This window comes from Delftia sp. HK171 (assembly GCF_001886655.1).
Taxonomy (GTDB): domain Bacteria; phylum Pseudomonadota; class Gammaproteobacteria; order Burkholderiales; family Burkholderiaceae_C; genus Comamonas; species Comamonas acidovorans.
Genome location: NZ_CP018101.1, coordinates 6,236,293 through 6,259,281, shown reverse-complemented (window position 1 = coordinate 6,259,281; position 22,989 = coordinate 6,236,293). Strand labels below are relative to the sequence as shown.

At 68.8% G+C, this 22,989-nt stretch carries 20 protein-coding genes; 8 read left to right on the top strand and 12 right to left on the bottom strand.

The window, feature by feature from the left end:
* Nucleotides 1-48 precede the first annotated feature (48 nt).
* The 5 genes from BO996_RS27985 to BO996_RS27965 all read right to left on the bottom strand — a co-directional run bounded on the left by BO996_RS27985 (nt 49) and on the right by BO996_RS27965 (nt 3,236).
* Nucleotides 49-1,575, bottom strand: coding sequence for an alpha,alpha-trehalose-phosphate synthase (UDP-forming) (locus BO996_RS27985; RefSeq protein WP_071956935.1), 1,527 nt, complete (start codon nt 1,573-1,575; stop codon nt 49-51).
* Nucleotides 1,572-2,327, bottom strand: a complete 756-nt coding sequence (otsB, locus tag BO996_RS27980; protein ID WP_232240431.1) for a trehalose-phosphatase — start codon at nt 2,325-2,327, stop codon at nt 1,572-1,574. The genes BO996_RS27985 and otsB overlap by 4 nt, the downstream gene beginning before the upstream one ends.
* 115 nt (nt 2,328-2,442) lie before the next feature.
* The gene (locus BO996_RS27975; RefSeq protein ID WP_071956933.1) at nt 2,443-2,676 is read right to left on the bottom strand and encodes a hypothetical protein; all 234 of its coding nucleotides are present in this window, start codon (nt 2,674-2,676) and stop codon (nt 2,443-2,445) included.
* Between the two features lie 35 nt (nt 2,677-2,711).
* Nucleotides 2,712-2,912 (bottom strand): low affinity iron permease family protein, encoded by a 201-nt coding sequence (locus BO996_RS27970; RefSeq protein WP_232240430.1) that lies wholly within the window; start codon nt 2,910-2,912, stop codon nt 2,712-2,714.
* A complete protein-coding gene (locus tag BO996_RS27965; RefSeq protein WP_013800490.1) occupies nt 2,913-3,236 on the bottom strand; it encodes a hypothetical protein in 324 nt (107 codons plus the stop codon). It abuts the gene before it with no gap.
* 271 nt (nt 3,237-3,507) lie between these two features.
* Here BO996_RS27965 and BO996_RS27960 point away from each other — a divergent pair, with 271 nt between their 5' ends.
* Nucleotides 3,508-3,714 (top strand): hypothetical protein, encoded by a 207-nt coding sequence (locus BO996_RS27960; RefSeq protein WP_013800491.1) that lies wholly within the window; start codon nt 3,508-3,510, stop codon nt 3,712-3,714.
* A gap of 63 nt (nt 3,715-3,777) precedes the next feature.
* Here the strand turns inward: BO996_RS27960 and BO996_RS27955 are convergent, their stop codons facing one another.
* Nucleotides 3,778-4,128 (bottom strand): hypothetical protein, encoded by a 351-nt coding sequence (locus BO996_RS27955; RefSeq protein ID WP_013800492.1) that lies wholly within the window; start codon nt 4,126-4,128, stop codon nt 3,778-3,780.
* Nucleotides 4,129-4,460: 332 nt separating this feature from the next.
* Between BO996_RS27955 and BO996_RS27950 the strand changes: the two genes are divergently transcribed.
* Nucleotides 4,461-5,426: a ferritin-like domain-containing protein gene (locus BO996_RS27950; protein ID WP_012207662.1), complete on the top strand. Its 966-nt coding sequence runs from the start codon at nt 4,461-4,463 to the stop codon at nt 5,424-5,426.
* Between the two features lie 36 nt (nt 5,427-5,462).
* Here BO996_RS27950 and BO996_RS27945 read toward each other — a convergent pair whose 3' ends face one another.
* The gene (locus BO996_RS27945; RefSeq protein ID WP_071956932.1) at nt 5,463-6,875 is read right to left on the bottom strand and encodes a short-chain fatty acyl-CoA regulator family protein; all 1,413 of its coding nucleotides are present in this window, start codon (nt 6,873-6,875) and stop codon (nt 5,463-5,465) included.
* 117 nt (nt 6,876-6,992) lie between these two features.
* On the opposite strand from BO996_RS27945, the gene BO996_RS27940 reads away from it, so the two are divergent.
* The 3 genes from BO996_RS27940 to acnD are packed head-to-tail and all read left to right on the top strand — an operon-like array spanning nt 6,993 to nt 11,245.
* Nucleotides 6,993-7,391 carry an acyl-CoA thioesterase gene (locus BO996_RS27940; RefSeq protein ID WP_071956931.1) on the top strand — a complete coding sequence of 133 codons (399 nt, stop codon included), beginning with the start codon at nt 6,993-6,995 and terminating at the stop codon, nt 7,389-7,391.
* On the top strand, nt 7,388-8,557 hold the full coding sequence (gene prpC / locus BO996_RS27935) for a bifunctional 2-methylcitrate synthase/citrate synthase (RefSeq protein WP_013800495.1): 1,170 nt from the start codon (nt 7,388-7,390) through the stop codon (nt 8,555-8,557). The genes BO996_RS27940 and prpC overlap by 4 nt, the downstream gene beginning before the upstream one ends.
* A 60-nt stretch (nt 8,558-8,617) precedes the next feature.
* Nucleotides 8,618-11,245, top strand: a complete 2,628-nt coding sequence (acnD, locus tag BO996_RS27930) for a Fe/S-dependent 2-methylisocitrate dehydratase AcnD (RefSeq protein WP_071956930.1) — start codon at nt 8,618-8,620, stop codon at nt 11,243-11,245.
* On the opposite strand, the gene BO996_RS27925 is transcribed toward acnD, so the two are convergent.
* Both BO996_RS27925 and BO996_RS27920 read right to left on the bottom strand, forming a co-directional pair.
* Nucleotides 11,233-12,147 (bottom strand): LysR family transcriptional regulator, encoded by a 915-nt coding sequence (locus tag BO996_RS27925; protein WP_071956929.1) that lies wholly within the window; start codon nt 12,145-12,147, stop codon nt 11,233-11,235. The genes acnD and BO996_RS27925 overlap by 13 nt on opposite strands.
* A gap of 143 nt (nt 12,148-12,290) precedes the next feature.
* Nucleotides 12,291-12,857, bottom strand: a complete 567-nt coding sequence (locus tag BO996_RS27920; protein WP_013800498.1) for a TetR/AcrR family transcriptional regulator — start codon at nt 12,855-12,857, stop codon at nt 12,291-12,293.
* Between the two features lie 137 nt (nt 12,858-12,994).
* On the opposite strand from BO996_RS27920, the gene BO996_RS27915 reads away from it, so the two are divergent.
* From BO996_RS27915 to BO996_RS27905, 3 genes are read left to right on the top strand one after another with little or no spacing between them, the layout of a single operon-like run.
* A complete protein-coding gene (locus BO996_RS27915; RefSeq protein ID WP_047327959.1) occupies nt 12,995-14,224 on the top strand; it encodes an efflux RND transporter periplasmic adaptor subunit in 1,230 nt (409 codons plus the stop codon).
* Between the two features lie 26 nt (nt 14,225-14,250).
* A complete protein-coding gene (locus tag BO996_RS27910; RefSeq protein WP_071956928.1) occupies nt 14,251-17,403 on the top strand; it encodes a multidrug efflux RND transporter permease subunit in 3,153 nt (1,050 codons plus the stop codon).
* Nucleotides 17,404-17,408: 5 nt separating this feature from the next.
* Complete coding sequence (locus BO996_RS27905; protein ID WP_071956927.1) at nt 17,409-18,899, top strand: efflux transporter outer membrane subunit; 1,491 nt, start codon at nt 17,409-17,411, stop codon at nt 18,897-18,899.
* A gap of 24 nt (nt 18,900-18,923) precedes the next feature.
* On the opposite strand, the gene BO996_RS27900 is transcribed toward BO996_RS27905, so the two are convergent.
* The 3 genes from BO996_RS27900 to BO996_RS27890 all read right to left on the bottom strand — a co-directional run bounded on the left by BO996_RS27900 (nt 18,924) and on the right by BO996_RS27890 (nt 22,893).
* The gene (locus BO996_RS27900; protein ID WP_232240429.1) at nt 18,924-19,601 is read right to left on the bottom strand and encodes a glutathione S-transferase family protein; all 678 of its coding nucleotides are present in this window, start codon (nt 19,599-19,601) and stop codon (nt 18,924-18,926) included.
* Between the two features lie 58 nt (nt 19,602-19,659).
* Nucleotides 19,660-20,262 carry a thiol:disulfide interchange protein DsbG gene (dsbG, locus tag BO996_RS27895; RefSeq protein ID WP_071956926.1) on the bottom strand — a complete coding sequence of 201 codons (603 nt, stop codon included), beginning with the start codon at nt 20,260-20,262 and terminating at the stop codon, nt 19,660-19,662.
* Nucleotides 20,263-20,361: 99 nt separating this feature from the next.
* A complete protein-coding gene (locus tag BO996_RS27890; protein WP_199961950.1) occupies nt 20,362-22,893 on the bottom strand; it encodes a TonB-dependent siderophore receptor in 2,532 nt (843 codons plus the stop codon).
* Nucleotides 22,894-22,989: the final 96 nt, after the last annotated feature.

Sequence of the window (22,989 nt, the reverse complement as noted above, 5' to 3'; positions counted from 1 at the left end):
GCCATGGTGCCGGGAGGATGAACGCGGCGCCGCAGGAGCAGGAAGGCATTACCTGTCGGAGACCACCGACCGGCAGGCGTCCCGTTCCACACCGTCGGCAGGGCAGGCGGCCAGTTCCAGGCGCAGCGGCGCCTGCTCCTGCCTGATCGAGGGAACCGGGATGCCGAAGCCTTCCCTTTCCCTGTGCTCCAGCGGCCTGGCCTCTTTCAAGGCAGACAGAAAGGCCTTGCGCCACCAGTGCACGTCCTGCTCGGCAATGCGCTGCAGCAGCCGCTGGTGCCGCTGGCGCCTTTCCTGCAGCGGCATCTGCAGGGCCTGCTGCACCACGGCGGCCGTGCCGTGTACGTCGTAGGGATTGACCAGCAGCGCCTCCTGCAGCTGCTCGGCAGCGCCGGCAAACCGCGACAGCACCAGCACGCCCGGGTCGGCCGGGTCCTGGGCCGCCACGTACTCCTTGGCCACGAGGTTCATGCCATCGCGCAGCGGGGTGACCAGGCCCACGGCCGCCGCGCGGCACAGGCCCGGAATGCCGTCGCGCGGCAGGGTCTGGTGGATGTAGCGCACGGGCATCCAGTCCAGCTCGCCGTAGTCGCCGTTGATGGCGCCGCACAGCGATTCGAGTTCACGCCGTATGTCGGCATACGCGTCCAGGCCCTCGCGCGTGGGCGAGCCGATCTGGATCAGCGTGGCGCTGCGGCGCTGCTCGGGATGGCGGGCCAGCAGCTCCCGGAAGGCGCGCAGGCGCTGCGGCAGGCCCTTGGAGTAGTCCAGCCGGTCTATGCCCAGCAGCAGGCGGCGCTGGGCGTATTCGTGCTTCATGCGCTCGTACATGTCCCGCGAGGCGCCGCCCTGTGCAAGCGCCATGAAACCTTCCACATCGATGCCTATGGGGAAGGCGCGGCAGACCAGGCGCTGGCCATGGGCGCGGAATGCGCCGTCGCCCAGGGCCTGGCCGCCCGCCTCCTCGCAGACATAGCGCTCGAAATGCTGCACGTCCTGTCGGGTCTGCAGGCCCACGAGGTCATAGGCGAACAGGCAGCGCATCAGCCATGCATGCTCGGGAATGGCCGCCAGCAGGGTCGGCGGGGGCAATGGGATGTGCAGGAAAAAGCCGATGCGCTGGCGGCAGCCCAGGGCGCGCAGCTCGGCCGCCAGCGGGATCAGGTGGTAGTCATGCACCCAGAGGATGTCGTCCTCCGCCAGCAGGGGCAGAAGACGGCGCGCAAGCAGCTGGTTCACGCGGCGGTAGCCGGCCGCAAGGCCCGTGTCGAAATTCGCCAGGTCCAGCCGGCCATGGAAGACGGGCCACAGCACGCCGTTGCTGTAGCCCGCGTAGTAGCTGTCGTGGTCTGCACGGTCCAGGTCCACCGTGGCCAGCGTGACCTTGCCGGCCTGGGAGCGGTGCACATGGCCGGCAGGCGCGGCCTGGGCACCGTCGTCGGTGACGGTTCCGCTCCAGCCGAACCACAGGCCGCCCGTCTGCCGCAGCGCATCGCCCATGGCCACGGCAAGGCCCCCGGCTGCGGTCCTGCACGGATCGGCCACGCGGTTGGAGATCACCACCAGCCGGCTCATGGCAGGGCCTCCGCGCAGGTCTGTGCCGCCAGGTGCATGCATGCGGACTGCAGCCAGGCGTGCACGGCCTGCGGGCTGTCCAGCCGGTGGCGGGCCCCGCTTGCGCCTTCGCCCACCTTGATCGCCATCCCGCCGTGCGCCTGCACCACGGCAAAGCCGCTCTCGTCCGTGACATCGTCACCGGCAAACACGGGGGTGCGGCCGGCGAACGGCTCTTCGCGCAGAAAGGCCGCAATGGCGTGGCCCTTGTCCACGCCCGCGGGCCTGACCTCCAGCACGCATTTGCCGTGCAGCAGCTCCAGACCGGGCAGGTGCCGCAGTGCGCGGCTCAACGTATCCAGGCACAGCGCCGCCAGCTCTGGCGCACGCCGGTAGTGCAGTGCGACCGAGGAGCGCTTGCGCTCCACCAGCAGGCGGGGATGATCGGCCGCCAAGGCATTGCACAACTGCAGCACGGTCTCTGGCAGAGCCGATGGCTGCGGGTGCAGGCAGCCACCTGCATCCCGCCGCTGCAGGCCGTGCTCGCAGGCGGCGGGCAGATGCAGCGGCGCCAGAAAGTGGTCCAGCACCTCGAGCTGCCGCCCCGTGACGATGGCCAGCGCGCCCCCCAGCAGGCCTTGCAGCCTGGCCAGCATGGGGATCAGGGCGGGGTCTGGCGCAATGGCGTCCGGGGTCTCGGCCAGCGGCACAAGCGTGCCGTCGAAGTCGAGGAACAGGGCGAATCTGCGGGCGGGGAGTGGGGGTGTTTCCATGGAAAGACCACGGTACCGAGTGCCAGGTTCACCGACCGTCAGCCGACGGCTTGTGCGCGGATCGGCCATGCGCCAGCACCGGGCCATAGGGAGGGAGGCGGCCTGCATGGCGCGTTCAGCGCTCAGCCTTGAGGGAGCCGCGGACATTGGTCACCGCCAGGCAGGCCTGCAGCGTCACCAGTGCCCAGGCGCCGGAGGACCATCCCCACAGTGCCCACAGCACATTGCTGAGCATCAGGATCCAGAAGCCCACATTGCGCCGCCCGGCGGAACGCGAGCCCACCCACCATGCGCCGATGAGGGAGGCCGCAAAGGCAGGCCACTGGAGCCAATCTGGAATGTCGGGCATGGGGTTCTACCTGGATGGAGTGCAGGCAGGCCGCCTCAGTTGCCGGGCCGTGCCGGGTCGTCCTCGTCGATGGAGTGGCATTCCTTGCAGGCTCCGCTTTCGCGCGCGCGGGGGGCCAGGTTGACGTAGAAGGCCGCCACTTGCTGCAGCTGCTCCTCGTCCAGCGCTTCGATGCCGATCATGCGGTTGCTGGCAATCTTGTTGGCTGCCAGCAGTTCGTTGAGCTTCAGGTGCAATCAAGGCTGCTTGCGCACCATCTTCTTGCGCCGCTCGGCATCCAGTCCCGGCGTCTGCCGCATGTCGGTATCCACCTGGCCGGAAACAATGTCGTCATGGGCCTGGCGCATCACCGGGTCGGGCGCATCGCTGGTGGCGTCCAGGCTCTGGTCGCGCTCGTGCGGAAGGCGCAGGCCTTGCTCGGATGCGTCGGCTGCATCGGATTCACCGGGCGCATGGGGCGCCTTGCCGACCTGTCCGGGCAGCTTGGTCTGGCCATCGCCCGACGGCTTCGCCTGTGTGGGTGCAGAGGACTTGGATGCGGATGGGGTCTTGTCTTTCATGGCGTCTTCCTTTCGTTCGCGGGCCTGCGCAGGCGGCGCTTGGGCCATGGTCTCTTCGCCCGTGCGCAGCCGCCGTGGGACCACGCCGAAAGCGCAGGAACGAAAAGATGCCTCGCGCATGAACGCCGTTCTCAGGCACGTCGTTTGCCCTGTGGGAGACGCCCCACGCCGGCGGGCGCCCATGGCCCGCTGCCTGGGCCTTGCGCGCTGCCTAGACTGGAAGTCCGGCCCTGCAGCGATGGGGCCCGGCACCCTAGACAAGGAGCGCGATATGAGCAGCGACAGACAGGAGCCCGGCAAGGGCAAGGTGGAGAACGATCACAACCGCCAGGGCGCGAAGCCGCCCACGCAAAGGAACGAAGGCCAGCGAACGCCCGAAAGCCGCCATGACCGCGAGGCCCATGTCGGCAGCGGCAACCAGGCCCAGACGCGCCAGAACAAGGGCGGCGGACCAGGCGGTGACCGCGGCGCTGGATGAATTGCCGTTTCCTCGCGACAAGGGCACCCTCGGGTGCCCTTTTTCATGGCGTGCAAGGGTGCATCACCGCCCGTTCTTGCGGTCGCTGGGGCCATTGCGGTCGGACAGGATTTCGGCGGGCGGCCTGAGGCTGCCGCTGTCCGCGCCCTCGGCCTGCCAGGTGCCGCCTTCGCGCTGCGTGTTGCCGCGCGGGTGGCCCATGTCGGTTCCATCGTCGAAGTTCAGCGGGCCGTCCTGTGGCATGTCGTCGAAACGGTGCGCCGAGGCCTCGGCGATGGAATCGGCCACATCCTTTTCCGCGCTCAGGTGCTCGTTGATGTCCTTGCCTTCGGGCAGGTCGGCGCTGGCGTCTTCGCTGCGGTCGATCTGGGGAGTGTCGCTGCCGGTGGCAGCCGTGTTGTTCGGGGTGCGCATGGTGATCTCCAAGGGGGTCCGGCCACCGTGGCCGGGTCATGGACCAAGCCTGCCTGCGCGGGCTTGCAGCGGGGGTGGGCACAGCACTTTCCTGGAGGTAGGAGCGTGCCGATGCGCTCGGATGCAGTCCGATGCGGGAGGGCCGGCAGGCACGTCGATTGCCCTGTGTTTGCCCTGCGCCGGGGTGCGAAAAATGGCCACAGGCCGCTGGCGCGATGTCCGCAAGGGCAGGGCGCTGCGTTCCTACGGCACATGGCCGCAAGCGCGCACGCCGGACGGCCTCCGCGGCCATCAGCATAGGAATCACTTTCAACTGCCAAGGAGCACATTCCATGACGCAATCGAACCCCGCAAACCGTGACCCGCTGTCCGACGCACCCGGCGCGCACCCGGTGGGCACCGGCATAGGCGCAGCAGGCGGCGCCGTCACCGGCGCTGCATTCGGCGCAATGGGTGGCCCCATCGGCGCTGCCGTGGGCGGCGTGGCCGGTGCCGTGGTCGGCGGGCTGGCCGGCAAGGGTGCGGCCGAGGCCGTGAACCCCACGGTTGAAGATGCCTACTGGCGCGATGCCTACCAGAGCGAGCCCTATTACGTGGCTGGCCGCAGCTACGAGGAATACCGCCCCGCCTACGAGCTGGGCTGGAACGCTGCCGCCGCACGCCGCGATGCCGACTTCGATGCCTTCGACGCCGAGTGGGAGCGCGAATGGACCACGCGCCGTGGCGCCAGCCATCTGGACTGGGACCAGGCCCGTCCCGCAGCCCGCGCCGCCTGGGCGCGCGCAGGCAGCCGTGATGTCCGTGACGAGACGGGCACCATCGTCGCCCCCGCCTACACGGGCGATATCGACAACGACGATGTGGTGGACGTGCTCAACGACCTGCTTGAATCCTGCCGCGATGGCGAGTACGGCTTTCGCACCTCCTCCGAGAACGCCGACTCGCCCGACCTCAAGGCCCTGTTCATGCGCCATTCCACCGAGTGCGGTGTTGCCGCGCGGGAGCTGGAAGCGGAAATCCGCAGGCTCGGCGGAGAGCCGGCATCGGGCGGCACGGTGGCCGGCGCGCTGCACCGGGGCTGGGTGTCCGTGAAGACGGCCCTGACCTCGCAGGACGACAAGGCGGTGCTGGAGGAATGCGAGCGCGGCGAGGACTCCGCCCTCGCCCAGTACCGCAAGGCGCTCAAGCAACCGCTGCCACCGGCCGTGCGCGTGGTGGTGGAGCGCCAGGCCCAGGGTGCCCAGCGCAACCACGATGAAGTGCGCGACCTGCGCGACCGTTACCGCAGCGCAGCCTGACCGCGCATCCCGCGCACCGCGCGGGCCACGGAATCGTCAGCCGCCCACGCCATAGGGTGCAAAGCGGCTGGCGTTCTCATCCACATGCAGCGCCTTTCCCACATAGGGAAAGGCGCGCTGCGTGCACTGGTCGCGTTCGCAGACCTTGCAGCCCATGCCGATGGGCGTGGCCGATTCCGGATCGCCCAGGTCCAGTCCCTTGGCATAGACCAGGCGCGCGGCATGGCGTATGTCGCAGCCCAGGCCGATGGAGAAGGTCTTGCGCGGCGAACCATAGCCGCGCTGCCCGTGCGAGACCGAGCGTGCAATCCACAGGTAGCGCCGCCCGTCGGGCATGCTGGCCAGCTGGCGCAGCACCTGGTCGGGCTGGCCGAAGGCCTCGTACACCGTCCACAGCGGGCAGGTGCCGCCCGTGCGGCTGAAATGGAAATGCGTGGCCGACTGGCGCTTGGAGATATTGCCCGCGCGGTCCACGCGCACGAAGAAGAAGGGCACGCCCGGTGCGCCCGGCCGCTGCAGCGTGCTCAGCCGGTGGCAGACGGTTTCAAAGCCCACGCCAAAGCGCTGGCCCAGCAGGTCGATGTCGTAGCGCAGTTGCTCGGCCGTCTCCAGGAACAGGTCGTAGGGCAGCAGCAGCGCGCCCGCAAAGTAGTTGGCCAGGCCCACGCGGGCCAGCTTGCATGACGCCGGATCGCCCTGGAAGGCGGCGGTGGCGAGCAGCCGGTCCAGCGTATCGCCCATCTCCAGCAAGGCCAGCTGCGTGCCCAGCTGGAAGGCCTGTTGCGCAGGCTCCAGCGCCGAGGACAGCCACAGCGAGCGCGTGGCCGGGTCGAAGCGGCGCTGGCTTTGCCGGGAGTCTTCCGAGCGATGCACCTGAACACCGTGGCGCTGCTGCAGCCGCCGGACCAGCCAGTCCGCCAGATGGCCCGGGTCCGCGCGCGCCTCGCCGGCCAGGGCCTGGGCCGCGCGGTCCACTTCATCGAAATAGTTCTGGTGCGCAAAGAAGAAATCGCGCACGGCCTCGAACGGCATGGTGCGCGCCACCGGCATGTCCGAGCGGTCATCGCCCAGCCTGAGCGACATGCTCTCGATGCGCTCCAGGGCTTCCAGATGGCGGCGGTGCAGCGCCATCACCGCACGCCCCAGCGCCGGCATCTGCGCGGCGACTTCCTGAAGCTCGGGCAGGGCAATGGATTCGGGCGCCTCGGCAAGGGCCTCGCGCAGGCCGGCGACCAGGCGCGCTTCCTCGTCCTCCGAGAACTGCTGGATATCGACGCCCAGCGCACGGTTGAGCTTGAGCAGCACCGACACCGTCAGCGGCCGCTGGTTCTGCTCCAGCTGGTTCAGGTAGCTGGGCGACAGGCCCAGCGCGTGGGCCAGGGCGATCTGGGACAGGCCGTGCTCCGCGCGCAGTTTGCGCAGCTTGACGCCCATGAATGTCTTCTTCATGCCTGTTTCCTCGGATGGCTGTTATTCGCAGAATTCGCAATATCGTGGGTTTCGTTTCGCAAGAATTCGCCTTTTCAGCCCTATGGCTGAGCCGCTATTTTGCGTAGATTGCGAAGCATGACAACACCTACTGGAACCGCCGAGCTGCGCGAACTGGTATTGCCCACGCTGGCCAACCACCACGGCACGCTGTTCGCAGGCCAGGGCCTGCAGCTCATGGCCAAGGCCGCCTTTCTGGCAGCGCGCAGCCTGGCGCAGCGCGAGGTGGTGATGGCCGCCGTCACCGGCGTGGACTTCCTGGCGCCCGTGCCCGTGGGCCACGAGATCGTCCTGCGCGGCTGGGTCAGCCGGGTGGGGCGCAGCTCCATGACGGTCTGCGTCACCGCATCGGCCCAGGCGCCGGGCATTGCCTGCGAGGACGTGCTCAAGGGCCTGTTCGAGATGGTGGCTGTCGACCACAACGGCCTTCCTGCCGCCATTGCCCATTCCTATCTGAACCAGGAGACCCTTCCATGAGTACCACGATCATCGACGCGCCATCTGCGTCCGCATTCAAGCCCAAGAAGTCCGTGGCCCTGTCGGGCGTGACCGCCGGCAACACGGCGCTGTGCACCGTGGGCCGCTCGGGCAACGACCTGCACTATCGCGGCTACGACATCCTGGACATTGCCGAGGTCTGCGAGTTCGAGGAAATCGCCCATCTGCTGGTGCACGGCAAGCTGCCCACGCGCCCCGAACTGCAGGCCTACAAGACCAAATTGCAGGCGCTGCGCGGCCTGCCGGCCAGCGTAAGGCAGGCGCTGGAGCAGCTGCCTGCCGGCGCCCACCCGATGGACGTGATGCGCACCGGCGTCTCGGCCCTGGGCTGCGTGCTGCCCGAAAAGGACGACCACAACCTGGCGGGTGCCCGCGACATTGCCGACCGGCTCATGGCCAGCCTGGGCTCCATGCTGCTGTACTGGTACCACTGGAGCAATTCGGGCCGGCGCATCGAGGTGGAGACCGATGACGACTCCATCGGCGGCCACTTCCTGCACCTGCTGCACGGCCACCGGCCGTCCGAAGGCTGGGTGCGCGCCATGCACACCTCACTCAACCTCTATGCAGAGCATGAGTTCAACGCCTCCACCTTCACGGCGCGCGTGATCGCGGGCACGGGCAGCGATATGTATTCGTCCATCGCAGGCGCCATCGGTGCGCTGCGCGGCCCCAAGCATGGCGGCGCCAACGAGGTGGCCTTCGAGATCCAGAAGCGCTACGACACACCCGACGAGGCCGAGGCCGACATCCGCCGCCGCGTCGATGCCAAGGAAGTGGTCATCGGCTTCGGCCACCCGGTCTACACCGTCAGCGACCCGCGCAACGTGGTCATCAAGGGCGTGGCCAAGCGCCTGTCCGACGAGGCGGGAACCACCCGCATGTACGACATTGCCGACCGGCTGGAATCGGTGATGTGGGAGGTCAAGAAGATGTTCCCCAACCTGGACTGGTTCAGTGCCGTCAGCTACCACATGATGGGCGTGCCCACGGCCATGTTCACGCCGCTGTTCGTGATCGCGCGCACCAGCGGCTGGGCAGCGCACGTGATCGAGCAGCGCCAGGACAACAAGATCATCCGCCCCAGCGCCAATTACACGGGGCCGGAGGACCAGAAGTTCGTGCCCCTCGATGCGCGCGCCTGAGCCGCCGCTGTTCTGAACCTGGCGGGCGGGCTGCAGGCCCGCCCGCATTGCATCCGCCCCATGAACCACACCCACAAGAAACCCCTGCCCGGCACCACGCTGCACTACATCGACGCCCGCGCCGCCGTCGATGCCCTGTCGCCCGGTGCCTGGGCACGCCTGCCCTACACCGCCCGCGTCCACGCCGAGAACCTCGTGCGCCGCGCCGATCCCGCGCAGCTGGACAGCTACCTGCTGCAGCTCATCGAGCGCCGCCGCGACATCGACTTTCCCTGGTACCCCGTGCGCGTGGTCTGCCACGACATCCTGGGCCAGACCGCCCTGGTGGACCTGGCCGGCCTGCGCGACGCCATCGCGGCCGAAGGCGGCGACCCGGCCCAGGTCAACCCCGTCGTGCCCGTGCAGCTCATCGTGGACCACTCGCTGGCCGTGGAGTGCGGCGGCTTCGATCCCGATGCCTTTGCGAAGAACCGCGCCATCGAGGACCTCCGCAACGAGGACCGCTTCCACTTCATCGAGTGGACAAAAAAAGCCTTTGCCAACGTGGATGTGATCCCCGCAGGGAACGGGATCATGCACCAGATCAATCTGGAAAAAATGTCCCCCGTGGTCACCGTGCAGGATGGCCTGGCCTTCCCGGACACCTGTGTCGGCACCGACTCGCACACGCCCCATGTCGATGCCCTGGGCGTGATCGCCGTGGGCGTGGGCGGGCTGGAGGCCGAGAACGTCATGCTGGGCCGCGCCTGCTGGATGCGCCTGCCCGAGATCGTGGGCGTGCGCCTCACGGGCCGGCGCCAGGCGGGCATCACCGCCACCGACATCGTGTTGGCCCTGACCGAATTCCTGCGCCAGCAAAAAGTTGTCGGGGCCTATGTGGAATTCTTTGGCGAGGGCGCCGACAGCCTGAGCATTGGCGACCGCGCCACCATCTCCAACATGTGCCCCGAATACGGCGCCACGGCGGCCATGTTCTCCATTGATGCCCAGACCCTGGCCTACCTGCGCCTGACCGGCCGCGACGAGGCCCAGGTGCGCCTGGTCGAAGCCTATGCGCGCACCGCAGGTTTCTGGAGCGACAGCCTGGCCGATGCCCAGTACGAGCGCCTGCTGCAGTTCGACCTGTCCACCGTGGTGCGCAACATGGCCGGCCCCTCGAATCCGCACCGGCGCCTGCCCACCTCTGCCCTGGCCGAGCGCGGCATTGCCGATGCGGCCAAGCTGCAGGCCGCCCGCGCCCAGGAGGCGCAAGGCCTGATGCCCGATGGGGCCGTCATCATCGCGGCCATCACCAGCTGCACCAACACCAGCAACCCGCGCAACGTCATCGCCGCGGCGCTGCTGGCGCGCAATGCCAACCGCCTGGGTCTCACGCGCAAGCCCTGGGTCAAATCCTCGCTGGCGCCGGGCTCCAAGGCCGTGGAGCTGTACCTGAAGGAGGCCGGGCTGCTCACCGAGCTGGAGCAGCTGGGCTTTGGCATCGTCGCCTTTGCCTGCACCACCTGCAACGGCATGAGCGGCGCGCTGGACCCCAGGATCCAACAGGAAATCGTCGAGCGCGACCTCTACGCCACGGCCGTGCTCTCGGGCAACCGCAACTTCGACGGGCGCATCCATCCCCAGGCCAAACAGGCCTTCCTGGCCTCGCCGCCGCTGGTTGTGGCCTATGCGCTGGCGGGCACGGTGCGCTTTGACATCGAGCAGGATGTGCTGGGCGTGGTGGACGGCCGCGAGATCCGCCTCAAGGACCTGTGGCCCGCCGACGAGGAGATCGACGCCATCGTCGAGCAATCGGTCAAACCTGCGCAATTCCGCGCCGTCTACGAACCCATGTTCGCCATCCGCAAGGACGATTGCGACAAAGCCTCGCCCCAGTACGACTGGCGCCCCCAGTCCACCTACATCCGCCGCCCGCCCTACTGGGATACCGAAGGCGTGGGCGCGCTGGCGGCCTTCCCGCGCACGCTGCGCAACATGCGGCCGCTGGCCCTGCTGCCCGACAACATCACCACCGACCACCTGTCGCCCTCCAACGCCATCCTGGCCGACAGCGCGGCGGGCGAATACCTGGCGCGCATGGGCCTGCCCGAGGAAGACTTCAACTCCTACGCCACCCACCGCGGCGATCACCTGACGGCCATGCGCGCCACCTTCGCCAACCCGCAGCTGGTCAATGAAATGGCCGTCATCGACGGCGTGCAGCACAAGGGCTCGCTGGCGCGCATCGAGCCCGAAGGCCGCGTGGTGCGCATGTGGGAGGCCATGGAAACCTACCTGAACCGCCGCCAGCCGCTGATCATCATCGCGGGCGCCGACTACGGCCAGGGCAGCTCGCGCGACTGGGCGGCCAAGGGAGTGCGGCTGGCCGGAGTCGAGGCCGTGGTGGCCGAAGGCTTCGAGCGCATCCACCGCACCAACCTCATCGGCATGGGCGTGCTGCCGCTGCAGTTCCTGCCGGGCACCGACCGCAAGACCCTGGCCCTGGACGGTACGGAGGTCTATGGCGTGGAAGGCGAGCGCACGCCGGGCACCCAACTCACGCTGGTGATTGAACGCAGAGACGGCCAGACGCTGCGCGTGCCCGTGACCTGCCGGCTGGACACGGCCGAGGAGGTATCGGTCTACGAGGCGGGCGGCGTGCTGCAGCGGTTTGCGCAGGACTTCCTGGCGCAGGCTCAGGCAGCCTGAGCAGGGGGGGCGCCAGCGGCCAGCGGCTGGCGCGCCAGCTCGATGAAGGCCTGCAGATAGTCGGTCTGCAGGTCCGCCACGCGCGCGCCCAGGAAGATCTGCTTGGCAATGCCCTTGGCGCCCAGGCGCACGGGCACCACGTCCAGCTTGCCCGCGTACTCCTGCACCAGCCAGCGCGGCAGGGCCGCCACGCCCCGGCCGCTGGCCACCATCTGCATCATGATGTCCGTGGTCTCTATGGCCTTCTGGCGGCGCGGCGTGATGCCGGCCGGCATGAGGAACTGGTTGTAGATGTCCAGCCGGTCCATGGGCACGGGATAGGTGATCAGCACCTCGGGCGCGAGCTGGGCGGCTTCCACGAAATCGGCCCCTGCCAGCGCATGCGCGCTGGAGACCACCAGCACCTGCTCGTAGTCGAATACGGGCACGAACTCCAGGCCCGTCTTGAACAGCGGATCGGGCGTGACCAGCAGGTCGATCTCGTAGCCGAACAGCGCGCCGATGCCGCCGAACTGGAATTTCTGCTTCACATCCACATCCACATCGGGCCAGCTCGCCAGATAGGGCGCGACGATCTTGAGCAGCCACTGGTAGCAGGGATGGCACTCCATGCCGATGCGCAGCGCGCCGCGCTCGCCCTGGGCGAACTGGCGCAGCCGCTCCTCGGCCAGGTCCAGCTGGGGCAGCACGCGCTGGGCCACGACCAGCAGGTACTGGCCGGCCTGCGTCAGGCGCAGGCTGCGGCCTTCGCGCAGCCAGATGTCCGTGCCCAGCTGCTGCTCCAGCTTCTTCATGCTGTGGCTCAACGCCGACTGCGTTACGCACAGCACGCCGGCCGCCGCCGTCAGCGAGCCCTGTTTTTCGACTTCACGGACGATGGCAAGGTGGGTGCGTTCGAGCATTTTGGTGAGAAAAATTCATGGATTTATGAGCTAAAAAAATTCTAGTTCATTGATGTGAATCCATTCCATGGCTGCCTTCATCGATTGAAAGCAGTGCATGACCATCATTCATCACCTCGGTTTCCCCATCGGCGCCCTGCGCGCTACGCGGCTGGTGCGCCGGGCTGCAGGGCGCCGTGCAGGAAGGCCTGCTCCATCACGGCCGCCACGCTGGCCCGCGCCACACGGCCGCGCCGCTCCGCATCCAGCAGGCCCACGGCCATGGAAAGCCACAGCTCGGTCATGGCCGCGGCCGTGATGTCGATGCGGAACACGCCGGCCTGCTGGCCGCGCAGGAAAAAGGCATCCATGGCCGCCACCCATTCGCTCTCTATCTGGCCGACCACCGAGATGTCGGAGCGCCAGAAATACATCAGGAACAGCAGCAGCGTCTGGTGGTCCTGGCAGTGGGCGGTGAGGCGGCGCAGCGCCTCCAGCGGCGCGTGGCGCTCCAGCTCGGCCGCGTGCATGGCGCGCGACAGGGTGTCGGCCGCATGCCCTATGAGCCGGTCGATGAGCTGGTCGCGCGTGGGGCAGAAGCGGTAGAGCGTGGCCTTGCTGATGCCGATGGCGCGTGCCAGTTCCTGCAGATTGGCCTTGGGATCGTCCAGCAGCGCCAGTGCCAGTGCGCCCAGCAGCTTGCCTTCGTCCTCTTGCTTGGTGCTCGTCATCGCTTGTCATGCCTCCTTGAAAAGTGCATGGATTTTATCTGTTGATGTTTTAAAGCATCAAATGAATCGATGTTGACTCATTTGATTCTGATATGTACCATCGCGGCCTTCGTATCGAACTCAATCAGGTTGTGAACATGAGCATGCGTCTGAACAAGCGACGTGGCCTGCCGCTGGCGGCCCTGGTGCTGGCCGCCCTGGCCGCCCTGGCAGCGGGCTGCGGCCGCAACGAGGCTCCGGCCGCAGCGGGTGATGCGCTGCCCGTGGTGCAGGCCGTCACCGTGCAGCCCGCGCCGCTGGCCCTGTCCAGCGAGCTGCCGGGCCGTATCGAGCCCGTGCGCGTGGCCGAGGTGCGTGCGCGGGTGGCCGGCATCGTGCTGCGCCGCCATTTCGAGGAAGGTGCCGATGTCCGGGCCGGCCAGGTGCTGTTCCAGATCGACCCGGCGCCCCTGCGCGCCGCCCTGTCCCGCGCCCAGGGCCAGCTGGCCAGCGCCGAGGCGGCCCTGCTCGATGCGCGTGCCGTGGTTGGCCGCAACGCGCCGCTGGTGGCGCAGGAGGCAGTCAGCCGCCAGGACTTCGAGGCCATGCAGGCCCGCCTGCAGGCGGCCCAGGCCGCGCGGCAGTCCGCCCAGGCCGAGGTGCAGGCGGCCGCCTTGAACCTGGAATACGCCACGGTCAGGGCGCCGATCGCGGGCCGCATCGGCCGTGCGCTGGTCACCGAGGGCGCCCTGGTGGGCCAGGGCGAGGCCACGCCCATGGCGCTGGTCCAGCAGCTCGACCCGGTCTATGCCGACTTCCAGCAGCCCGTGGCCGAAGCCCAGCGCCTGCGCGCGGCCCTGGCCGAGGGCCGCCTGGCACAGACAGCGGGCAAGGACGGCACGCCGGTCTCCCTGAAGGTGGACGGCACGGGCCTGCAGCGCACGGGGCGGCTGCTGTTCTCGGATGTGACGGTGGACCGCGGCACCGGCCAGATGGCGCTGCGCGGGCGCTTCGACAACCGCGACGGCATGCTGCTGCCCGGCATGTATGTGCGCGTGACCGTGGGCCAGGGCGTGGACCCTGCCGCCATCCTGGTGCCGCAGCGGGCGGTGCAGCGCAGCACCGACGGGCAGGCCCACGTGCTGGTGGTGGATGGCCAGGACACGCTGCAGATGCGCCCCGTGCAGACCGCGGCCATGCATGGCGCGCAGTGGCAGATCAGCGCAGGCCTCAAGGGCGGCGAGCGCGTGGTGGTGGGCCGCATGGCGGGCCTGCAGCCCGGGGCGCGGGTTCAGGTCACGGCCCTTTCCGATGCCGCGGCCTCCCCTACGGCGGGGCTGTCCGGCACCTTCAGCGCCTCCGGCAGCTCCGCCACGTCCAGCGACTGAGCCGGCGCCTGCCCAAGGAATAGACCATGTCCAAGTTCTTCATCAACCGCCCCAACTTCGCCTGGGTGGTGGCCATCTTCATCATGCTCGCCGGGCTGCTGGCCATACCGGCGCTGCCCGTCTCCCAGTTTCCCAACGTGGCGCCGCCGCAGATCTCGATCACCGCCAACTATCCGGGCGCCTCCGCCACCACGGTGATGGAGTCGGTGACCAGCGTCATCGAGGAGGAGCTCAACGGCACCAAGGGGCTGCTGTACTTCGACTCCTCCAGCGGCTCCACGGGCCTGGCCGAGATCACGGCCACCTTCGCCCCGGGCACCGAGCCCGCGCTGGCCCAGGTGGAGGTGCAAAACCGCATCAAGAAGGCCGAGGCGCGCCTGCCCGCGTCCGTGATGCAGATGGGCCTGCAGGTCGAGCAGGCCAGCGCCAACTTCCTGATGATCTACTCGCTGACCTACAAGGACGGCAGCGGCAGCGGCAACAGCGAGGTGGCCCTGTCCGACTACGCCGTGCGCAACATCAACAACGAGATCCGCCGCGTGCCCGGCGTGGGCAAGGTGCAGTTCTTCGCGGCCGATGTGGCCATGCGCGTCTGGGTCGATCCGAACAAGCTGCTGGGCTACGGCCTGTCGGTGGCGGACGTGAACGCGGCCATCGCCGCCCAGAACGCGCAGGTGCCGGCCGGCAGCTTTGGCGCCTCGCCCGCAGGGCCCGGCCAGGAGCTGAGCGCCACCATTGCCGTCAAGGGCACGCTGGCCTCGCCCGAGGAGTTCGGCCAGATCGTGCTGCGTGCCAGGGCCGATGGCTCGGCCGTGCGCCTGGCCGATGTGGCGCGGCTGGAGGTCGGCCAGCTGGACTACAGCTTTTCCTCGCGCGAGGACGGCCGCCAGGGCGTGGCCGCCGCCGTGCAGCTGGCGCCCGGCGCCAACGCCATGCAGACCGCCAAGGCCGTCAAGGCGCGCCTGGCCGAGCTGTCGCAGAACTTCCCTGCCGGCATCCAGTACGCCGTGCCCTATGACACCTCGCGCTTCGTGGAAGTGGCCATCGGCAAGGTCATCCAGACCCTGGTGGAGGCCGTGGCGCTGGTGTTCCTGGTGATGTGGCTGTTCCTGCAGAACCTGCGCTACACGCTGATTCCCACCATCGTCGTGCCCGTGTGCCTGGCCGGCACCCTGGGCGTGATGTATGCGCTGGGCTTTTCGGTGAACATGATGACCATGTTCGGCATGGTGCTGGCCATCGGCATCCTGGTGGACGACGCCATCGTGGTGGTGGAGAACGTGGAGCGCCTCATGGCCGAGGAGGGGCTGTCGCCGCTGGCCGCCACGGTCAAGGCCATGCAGCAGGTCTCGGGCGCCATCGTCGGCATCACCCTGGTGCTGGTGGCGGTGTTCCTGCCGCTGGCCTTCATGAGCGGCTCGGTGGGCGTGATCTACCGGCAGTTTTCGCTGTCGCTGGCCGTGTCCATCCTGTTCTCGGGCCTGCTGGCGCTGACCTTCACGCCGGCGCTGTGCGCCACGCTGCTCAAGCCCGTTGCCAAGGGCCACCACGCCGAGCGCAAAGGCTTCTTCGGCTGGTTCAACCGCCGCTTCGCGGCGCTGACCGAGCGCTTCGACCTGCTCAACCAGCGGCTGGTGCGCCGCGCCGGGCGCTGCATGCTGGTGTATGCCGCCATCGTGGCCGGGCTGGGCGTGGCGTACACGCGCATGCCCGAATCCTTCGTGCCCTACGAGGACATGGGCTACTACATCGTCGGCGTGCAGCTGCCGCCGGGCGCCACCACGGAGCGCACCAAGGCCATGGTCAAGGACATGGAGGACTACATCCAGGGCCGCCCCGCCACGGCCCAGGCCGAGTTCCTGATGGGCTACAGCTTCTCGGGCATGGGGCAGAACGCGGCCCTGGCCTTCGTCACGCTCAAGGACTGGTCGGTGCGCGGCGCCGGGCAGGCGTCGTGGGACGAGGTGCAGGCCTTCAACCAGCGCTTTGCCAGCCTGTCCGACGGCACCGTCATGGCCGTGGACCCGCCGCCCATCGACGGCCTGGGCAACTCCGGCGGCTTTGCGCTGCGCCTGCAGGACCGCGCCAACCTGGGCCGCGAAGCGCTGATCGCCGCGCGCGACCAGCTGCTGGCCAAGGCCAATGCCTCGCCCATCATTGCCTACGCCATGATGGAAAACCTGGAGGATGCGCCGCAGCTGCGGCTGGACATCGACCGGCGCAAGGCGCAGGCCCAGGGCGTGGATTTCAGCGCCATCAACACCGCCCTGTCCACGGCCTACGGCTCGGCCGTGATCAACGAGTTTCCCAACGCGGGCCGCCTGCAGCGCGTGGTGGTGCAGGCCGATTCCCAGGCCCGCGCGCGGCCCGAGGACATCCTGCGCCTGCACGTGCCCAACGCCGGCGGGCAGCAGGTGCCGCTGGCGGCCTTTGCCTCGGTGCGCTGGGAAAGCGGGCCGGTGCAGATCTCGCGCTACAACGGCTATCCGGCCTTCCGCATCTCGGGCGATGCCAGGCCCGGCCACACCACGGGCGAGGCCATGGCCGAGCTGGAACGCATCATGGCCGAGATGCCGCGCGGCATCGGCTACGAGTGGACGGCCCTGTCCTTCCAGGAGAAAGCCGCCGGTGCCCAGGCGCCCAAGCTGTTCGCGCTGGCCATCGTGGTGGTGTTCCTGCTGCTCGTGGCCCTGTACGAGAGCTGGAGCATTCCCGCCGCCGTGATGCTGATCGTGCCCATCGGCGCGCTGGGATCGGTGCTTGCCACCTCGGCCGTGGGCCTGTCCAACGACGTGTACTTCAAGGTGGGCCTGATCACCATCATCGGCCTGGCGGCCAAGAACGCCATCCTGATCGTGGAGTTCGCCAAGGACCTGCATGCGCAGGGGCACAGCCTGGCGCAGGCCGCGCTGCAGGCGGCGCGGCTGCGCTTTCGGCCCATCGTCATGACCTCGCTGGCCTTCATCCTGGGCGTGGTGCCGCTGGCGCTGGCCTCGGGCGCGGGCGCCTCCAGCCAGGCCGCCATCGGCTTCGGCGTGATCGGCGGCATGCTGTCGGCCACGCTGCTGGGGGTGGTCTTCGTTCCCGTCTTCTTCGTCTGGGTGCTGTCCCTGTTCCGGCGCAAGGCGCCGGCCGGCACCCCGCCTGCCCTGCAGGCCCCGGCAACCCCCACGGAGTAAGCGCCATGTCCATGCACTTCTTCCCACGCGCCCTGTGTGCGCTGGCCGCCAGCCTGGTGCTGGCGGGCTGCTCCCTCGCCCCGGTCCACGAGCGTCCGCAGGCGCCCATTCCCACGCAGTGGCCGCAACAGGATGCGGCGCCCGTGCTGTCCTCGTCGGCGGCCACGCTGGACTGGAACAGCTTCATCGCCGACCGCCAGCTGCGCCAGCTGGTGGACCTGGCCCAGGCCCACAACCGCGACCTGCGCCAGACCCTGCTCAACGTGGAGGCGGCACGCGCCCTGTACCAGGTGCAGCGCGCCGACCGCCTGCCGGGCGTGGGCCTGCAGGGCGGCGGCACGCGCCAGCGCCTGCCGGGCGACATGAATGCCACGGGCCAGCCGCAGGTGCAGGGCAGCTGGCAGGCCGGCCTGGGGCTGGCCGCCTTCGAGCTGGACCTGTTCGGCCGCGTGCGCAACCTGTCCGAAGCCGCCCTGGGCGAGTACCTGGCCACCGAAGAGGCCGCGCGCGCCGCCCGCATCAGCCTGGGTGCCGAAGTGGTGCAGGCCTACCTGTCCCGCGACGGGGCACTGCGCCGCCTGCAACTGGCGCAGCGCACACTGCAAAGCCGTGAATCCTCGCTGCGGCTGACCGCGCAGCGGCGCAATGCGGGCACGGCCACGGCCCTGGACCACCAGGACGCCCTGGGCCTGGCCGCCCAGGCCCGCGCCGACGTGGAGCGCAGCGAACGCGAGCTGCGCCAGGCCGGCAACGCCCTGCTGCTGCTGACGGGCGTGGAGGATCTGGGGCCGTACCTGTCCGCACGGTCCGCAGGGTCTGCACAGTCGGCAAAGTCGCCCGACGTACCCATGCTGCTGCAGGATTTGTCGGCCGGCACGCCTTCCGAACTGCTCATCCACCGCCCGGACATCCAGGCGGCCGAGCACCGGCTGCGCGCGCGCAGCGCGGACATTGGTGCGGCGCGCGCGGCCTTCTTCCCGCGCATCTCGCTCACCGGCTTCCTGGGATCGTCCAGCGCCGATCTGTCCGACCTGTTCCGCTCGGGCCAGCGCGCCTGGTCGTTCACTCCCCAGGTCACGCTGCCCCTCTTCGACGGGGGGCGCAACCGCGCCAACCTCGACCTGGCCGTGCTGCGCAAGGACATGGCCGTGGCCGCCTACGAGCAGGCCATCCAGACCGCCTTCCGCGAAGTGGCCGACGCCCTGGCCGCCACCGACACGCTGCGCCGCGAGGAAGCCGCGCGCCTGGCGCTGCGCGACAGCAGCCGCGAAAGCCTGCGGCTGGCGCAGGCCCGTTACCAGGCGGGGGTGGACGACCATCTGCGCTACCTGGACGCACAGCGCAACGCCTTCGCCAATGAAAGCGCCTACATCGATACCGTGACCCAGCGGCAGCTGGCGCTGGCCCAGCTGTTCCGCGTGCTGGGCGGCAGCTGGACTGCGCCGCCGCCACCACCACCGCAGTCCCAGCCTGTGGCGGCCTTCCAGCAGCCCTGAGCACCGAGCAGCCCTGAGCCCCGGCTACGCCGCCTCCACCCGCGCGTTGTAGGCCGCCAGGGTCCGCTGCCAGGCGGGCCGGGCCAGGCATCTGTCGCGGTAGGCCACCACGGCGGGGCAGGGCGCGGTCAGCGTGCTGTCCGGGATGCAGGCGAGCACATGCGCCATCAGGATGTCGGCCACCGTGAATTCGTCGGTGGCAATGAAGCGGCGCCCGTCCAGCCAGCGCTCCAGGTTGCCCAGCATGCGATGCGCCCAGCCCACCAGGAATTCGCGGTGCTTGCCGCAGCTGCCATCGGCCGTCCAGTCCAGAACCATCAGGCTGAGCAGCGGCGGCTCCACCGTGTTCATGGCTGCAAAGCACCAGCGCAGCACCTGTGCCTCGCCGGTTGCATCGGAGGGCATCAGCCGGCCGCACTTCCTGGCCAGATGCAGCACGATGGCGGCCGACTCCGAAATCACCTGCCCGTCATCGTCCAGCGCAGGAATCTGCTCGAAGGGGCTGAGCCGGCGGTAGGCCTCGGTGTTCAGGTCGTGCGCGGGATGGTCCATGCCCGCGATCTCGAAGGGCAGCTGCATCTCTTCGAGTGCCCACAGCACGCGCAGATCGCGCGTGCGGCCGCGCGCGCCGGCATTGACCCTGGAAAAACCATAGAGCTTGAGCATGGTGGCGTTCTCCGCAGTGGTGATCCTGCCGGCCATGCTACTCGCGGCTGCCGAGGTGCGGGCACCACCTGGCGTCCCGTTCACGGCAGCGCGTTCACAGCGCCCCGAACACCTCGGGCAAGGCGGCATCGCGGGGCATGCCGCCATAGCTCTTGGTGCCGCCCTGGCTGTCGATCACCACGATGCCCGGCGTGCCACGGAAGCCCAGGGACATCATCAGCTTGCGGTGGGCCTCCAGCGTCTTGCGCACGTCGGGGCTGACGCTGAAGGCGGGGCCTATGCCGCCCTGGGCGGACTTCTTCTCGTGCTCCATCAGTGCGGCCGCGCGGTCCGGGGCCTGCAGGATGGCGGCGGCCTTGGCCGGGCTGTCGTCCCGGATCACGCCCACCAGGATGTGGCGCAGCTGCACCTTGCCTGCGTCCACCCAGGGACGCGCGGCCTCCCAGAACTTGTGGCAGTACTTGCAGTTGGGGTCGGTGAAGGTATAGATCACGCGCGGCGCATCGGCCTTGCCGTCGGGCACCCAGTTGGAGGCCTCCAGCTGCGCCTGCACGGTGTCGCCCGCCGGCTTGGCGGCCTGAGCCTTGGCCTGGGGGGCCTGGGCGGTGGCAGGACCTTCTGCGGCCATGGCCCATCCCGCCGCCAGAAAGAGGCTGGCAGCCATGCCTGCAAAAAGGACGGTGCGTTGAAGATGCATGGGAACTCCTTGAAACGGTTGAATAGGGGGCAGCGGGTTTCGCAGGGTGGCTAGTCTATTGCCCGCACGTCCTGCCCGCCGCATCCCCCTGGCCGACCGTCAGAACGAGCCACGCAGCGTCAGCATCACATTGCGCGGATCGCCGTAGTGACTGCTGTTGAGCAGATTGCCCACGGAGACGTAGTAGGTCTTGTCGAACATGTTGTTGAAGTTCAGCGACGCTTCCCACTGGCGATTGATGCGATAGCGCACATAGCTGCTCCAGACCGCGCGGCCGGGCACATGCACGGCCACGGCGCCGACTTGGCGGTAGTTGGAGCTTTGGGCATTGACGCCGCCACCTATGGTGAAGGCATTCCACTCACCGGGCAGCTGGTAGGTGGTCCAGGCGCGCAGCAGGTGGCGCGGCGTGTAGGTGTTGAAGCTCTTGCCCTGGTTGTTCAGGTCCTGGGCGTACTTGTTGCTGTTGTAGGTGTAGCCCGTGAACAGCTTCCAGCCGCGCGCCAGCTCGCCGCTGACCTCGGCATCCAGCCCCTGGCTGGTGACCTTGCCGGTGTCGGTGTAGCAGTAGTAGCCGTCGCGGCAGGTGGGGCTGGTGCTCAGGTCCTCCTGGGCGCGGTGGTTCTGGTTCACGCGGTACAGCGCAAGCGACGTGTTCAGCCTGCCGTCCATCAGCTCGCCCTTGATGCCGACCTCGTAGGTGTCGCCCATGATGGGCTTGAGGTTCTCGCCGGCCGCGTTCAGCAGCGTCTGGGGCTTGAAGATGCTGGCGTAGCTGGCATAGGCGTTCCACTGCGGATTGATGGCGTAGATGGCGCCCGCGAACGGCATGAACCGGGTATTGCCCTGATGGGTGCTGTTGAAGCTGGGCACGCCAGCGCTGCGCAGGTAGGTGTCCCAGTCGCTCTTGTAGTTGCTCAGCCGTCCGCCCACCACCAGCTTGAGCGGATCGCTGACCTGCAGGCGCAGCGCGCCGTAGACGCCGGCCTGCTGCACCATGGCCCTGCGTTGTTCGTTGAACACGGCTGCCAGGGCGGCATCGCTGGGCTCGGGAATGTGGGCGTTGGGCGCCGTCACATCGATGGGGTTGGCCGCCGTCAATGCGTTGTAGGTGGGGTTGGCGTGCGAGCGGCTGTAGGTGGCGCCCAGCACCAGCTCGTGCTGGCGGCCGAAGGCATCGATGTCGCCAGTCACGTGGGCATCCAGGCCGGAGGCGTTCATGCGCGCCTGGGTCATGGCCGCGATGTTGCCCCCCAGCATGGTGGAGGGATTGACCGCGCGCAGCGAGGCCGCGTACTTCATGTCCAGCTCCTCGCGCACGTGGATGGCCGAGACCTTGGCGCGCCAGCGGTCGTTGAACTGGTGAGACAGGTCTGCGTACAAGGCCTTGTTGCTGTTGTCCTGGCGGTTCCAGTCGGCGCCCAGGAAGGTGGAGCGCGGCAGGCCGATGTCGGCGCCCGTGGAGTAGCGCGGCAGGCCCGAGATGAAGGGCCGGCCCTTCATGCTCTCGATGCTGGCGCCCACGCTGACCTGCGTGTCGGCCGACAGCCGGTAGTCCAGCGTGCCGTACAGCGTGGTGTTCTTGCTGTTCACGTAGTCGATGAAGGAGTGCTCGTCCTGTCGGTCCAGCACGGCGCGGCCGCGCAGCGTGCCGTCCTGGTTGAGGGAGCCGCTGGCATCGATCTGCGCGCCATAGCGGTCCCAGGAGCCGGCCTTGGCCATGACGCTGACGCCTGGCTCGGTCAGAGGGCGCTTGCGCACCAGGTTGACGGCGCCGCTGGGGTCGCCGCCGCCCTGCACCAGGCCCGTAGCGCCGCGCAGCACTTCCACGCGGTCATAGATGACCGAGCTGCCTGCGTAGTTGCTGGCGCGGCCGTACAGGCGCTCCACGGGAATGCCGTCGTACTGCATGCCCGTCACGTCCAGGCCGCGCGAATAGATGTACTTGCCGCCCTGCGGGCTTTGCAGCAGCGTGATGCCCGTGGTGCTGGCCAGGGCCTCGTAGACCGAGGTGATGTTCTGCTCCCTCATCAACTGGTCGGTGACCACGCTGACGGATTGGGGCGTGTCCTTGAGCGCCTGCTCGCTCTTGCCGATGCTCACGGCCCGCGCCGCATAGGCGCCCGTGCCTTCGGTGGCCGTGCTGCGCAGGGCCTGCGCGGTCACGTGGACCTCGCCCAGCGTCAGCGCGCCGGCCGCGGGCCGGGGTGCGGGCTTGAGCGTGAAGCCGCCGCTGCGCTCCGTGGCCACGGCCATGCCCGAGCCGCCCAGCAGCTGCTCCAGCGCCTGGCGTGGCGTGAACCGGCCCTTGACGGCCTGGGCGCTGCGCCCGGCCAGATCGGCCTCGTCGAACAGCACCTGCTGCCCGGACTGCTTGCCGAACGCACCCAGCGCCGTGGCCAGCGGCTGGGCCGCAATGTCGAACGGCAACTGCTGCGCACGCGCCTCCTGTGCCGGTACCTGCGCTTGCGATGGAACAGGCAGCGCCATCGCTGCCACCGCGCCGGCCACCAGCAGCGCCATGGCGCCCTGGCGTGCCGTGCACATCTGTGCTCCCGCTTGGTCGTGGCGCGTCTGCGCCGTCAGTCCCTGGCCCCCCAGGGCCCCTCTCAGTTGTCTTGCCCGCTTCACGTTTGAATCCTGCGTCATGTCTGCACGGCGCCCATGCGCCCCATCGCACCGTGCGCGCAGGCCCGGGCCCTTGCCCGGCATACCCACCAGTCCATG

What these genes read in the sequence shown, in the direction of transcription:
- BO996_RS27905 (WP_071956927.1), top strand. Translation starts at nt 17,409, where the DNA reads ATGTCCATGCACTTCTTCCCACGCGCCCTGTGTGCGCTGGCCGCCAGC.
- BO996_RS27960 (WP_013800491.1), top strand. Translation starts at nt 3,508, where the DNA reads ATGAGCAGCGACAGACAGGAGCCCGGCAAGGGCAAGGTGGAGAACGAT.
- BO996_RS27915 (WP_047327959.1), top strand. Translation starts at nt 12,995, where the DNA reads ATGAGCATGCGTCTGAACAAGCGACGTGGCCTGCCGCTGGCGGCCCTG.
- BO996_RS27955 (WP_013800492.1), bottom strand. Translation starts at nt 4,128, where the DNA reads ATGCGCACCCCGAACAACACGGCTGCCACCGGCAGCGACACTCCCCAG.
- BO996_RS27950 (WP_012207662.1), top strand. Translation starts at nt 4,461, where the DNA reads ATGACGCAATCGAACCCCGCAAACCGTGACCCGCTGTCCGACGCACCC.
- BO996_RS27900 (WP_232240429.1), bottom strand. Translation starts at nt 19,601, where the DNA reads ATGGCCGGCAGGATCACCACTGCGGAGAACGCCACCATGCTCAAGCTC.
- prpC (WP_013800495.1), top strand. Translation starts at nt 7,388, where the DNA reads ATGAGTACCACGATCATCGACGCGCCATCTGCGTCCGCATTCAAGCCC.
- dsbG (WP_071956926.1), bottom strand. Translation starts at nt 20,262, where the DNA reads ATGCATCTTCAACGCACCGTCCTTTTTGCAGGCATGGCTGCCAGCCTC.
- BO996_RS27975 (WP_071956933.1), bottom strand. Translation starts at nt 2,676, where the DNA reads ATGCCCGACATTCCAGATTGGCTCCAGTGGCCTGCCTTTGCGGCCTCC.
- BO996_RS27940 (WP_071956931.1), top strand. Translation starts at nt 6,993, where the DNA reads ATGACAACACCTACTGGAACCGCCGAGCTGCGCGAACTGGTATTGCCC.
- acnD (WP_071956930.1), top strand. Translation starts at nt 8,618, where the DNA reads ATGAACCACACCCACAAGAAACCCCTGCCCGGCACCACGCTGCACTAC.
- BO996_RS27925 (WP_071956929.1), bottom strand. Translation starts at nt 12,147, where the DNA reads ATGCTCGAACGCACCCACCTTGCCATCGTCCGTGAAGTCGAAAAACAG.
- BO996_RS27985 (WP_071956935.1), bottom strand. Translation starts at nt 1,575, where the DNA reads ATGAGCCGGCTGGTGGTGATCTCCAACCGCGTGGCCGATCCGTGCAGG.
- otsB (WP_232240431.1), bottom strand. Translation starts at nt 2,327, where the DNA reads ATGGAAACACCCCCACTCCCCGCCCGCAGATTCGCCCTGTTCCTCGAC.
- BO996_RS27920 (WP_013800498.1), bottom strand. Translation starts at nt 12,857, where the DNA reads ATGACGAGCACCAAGCAAGAGGACGAAGGCAAGCTGCTGGGCGCACTG.
- BO996_RS27965 (WP_013800490.1), bottom strand. Translation starts at nt 3,236, where the DNA reads ATGAAAGACAAGACCCCATCCGCATCCAAGTCCTCTGCACCCACACAG.
- BO996_RS27945 (WP_071956932.1), bottom strand. Translation starts at nt 6,875, where the DNA reads ATGAAGAAGACATTCATGGGCGTCAAGCTGCGCAAACTGCGCGCGGAG.
- BO996_RS27910 (WP_071956928.1), top strand. Translation starts at nt 14,251, where the DNA reads ATGTCCAAGTTCTTCATCAACCGCCCCAACTTCGCCTGGGTGGTGGCC.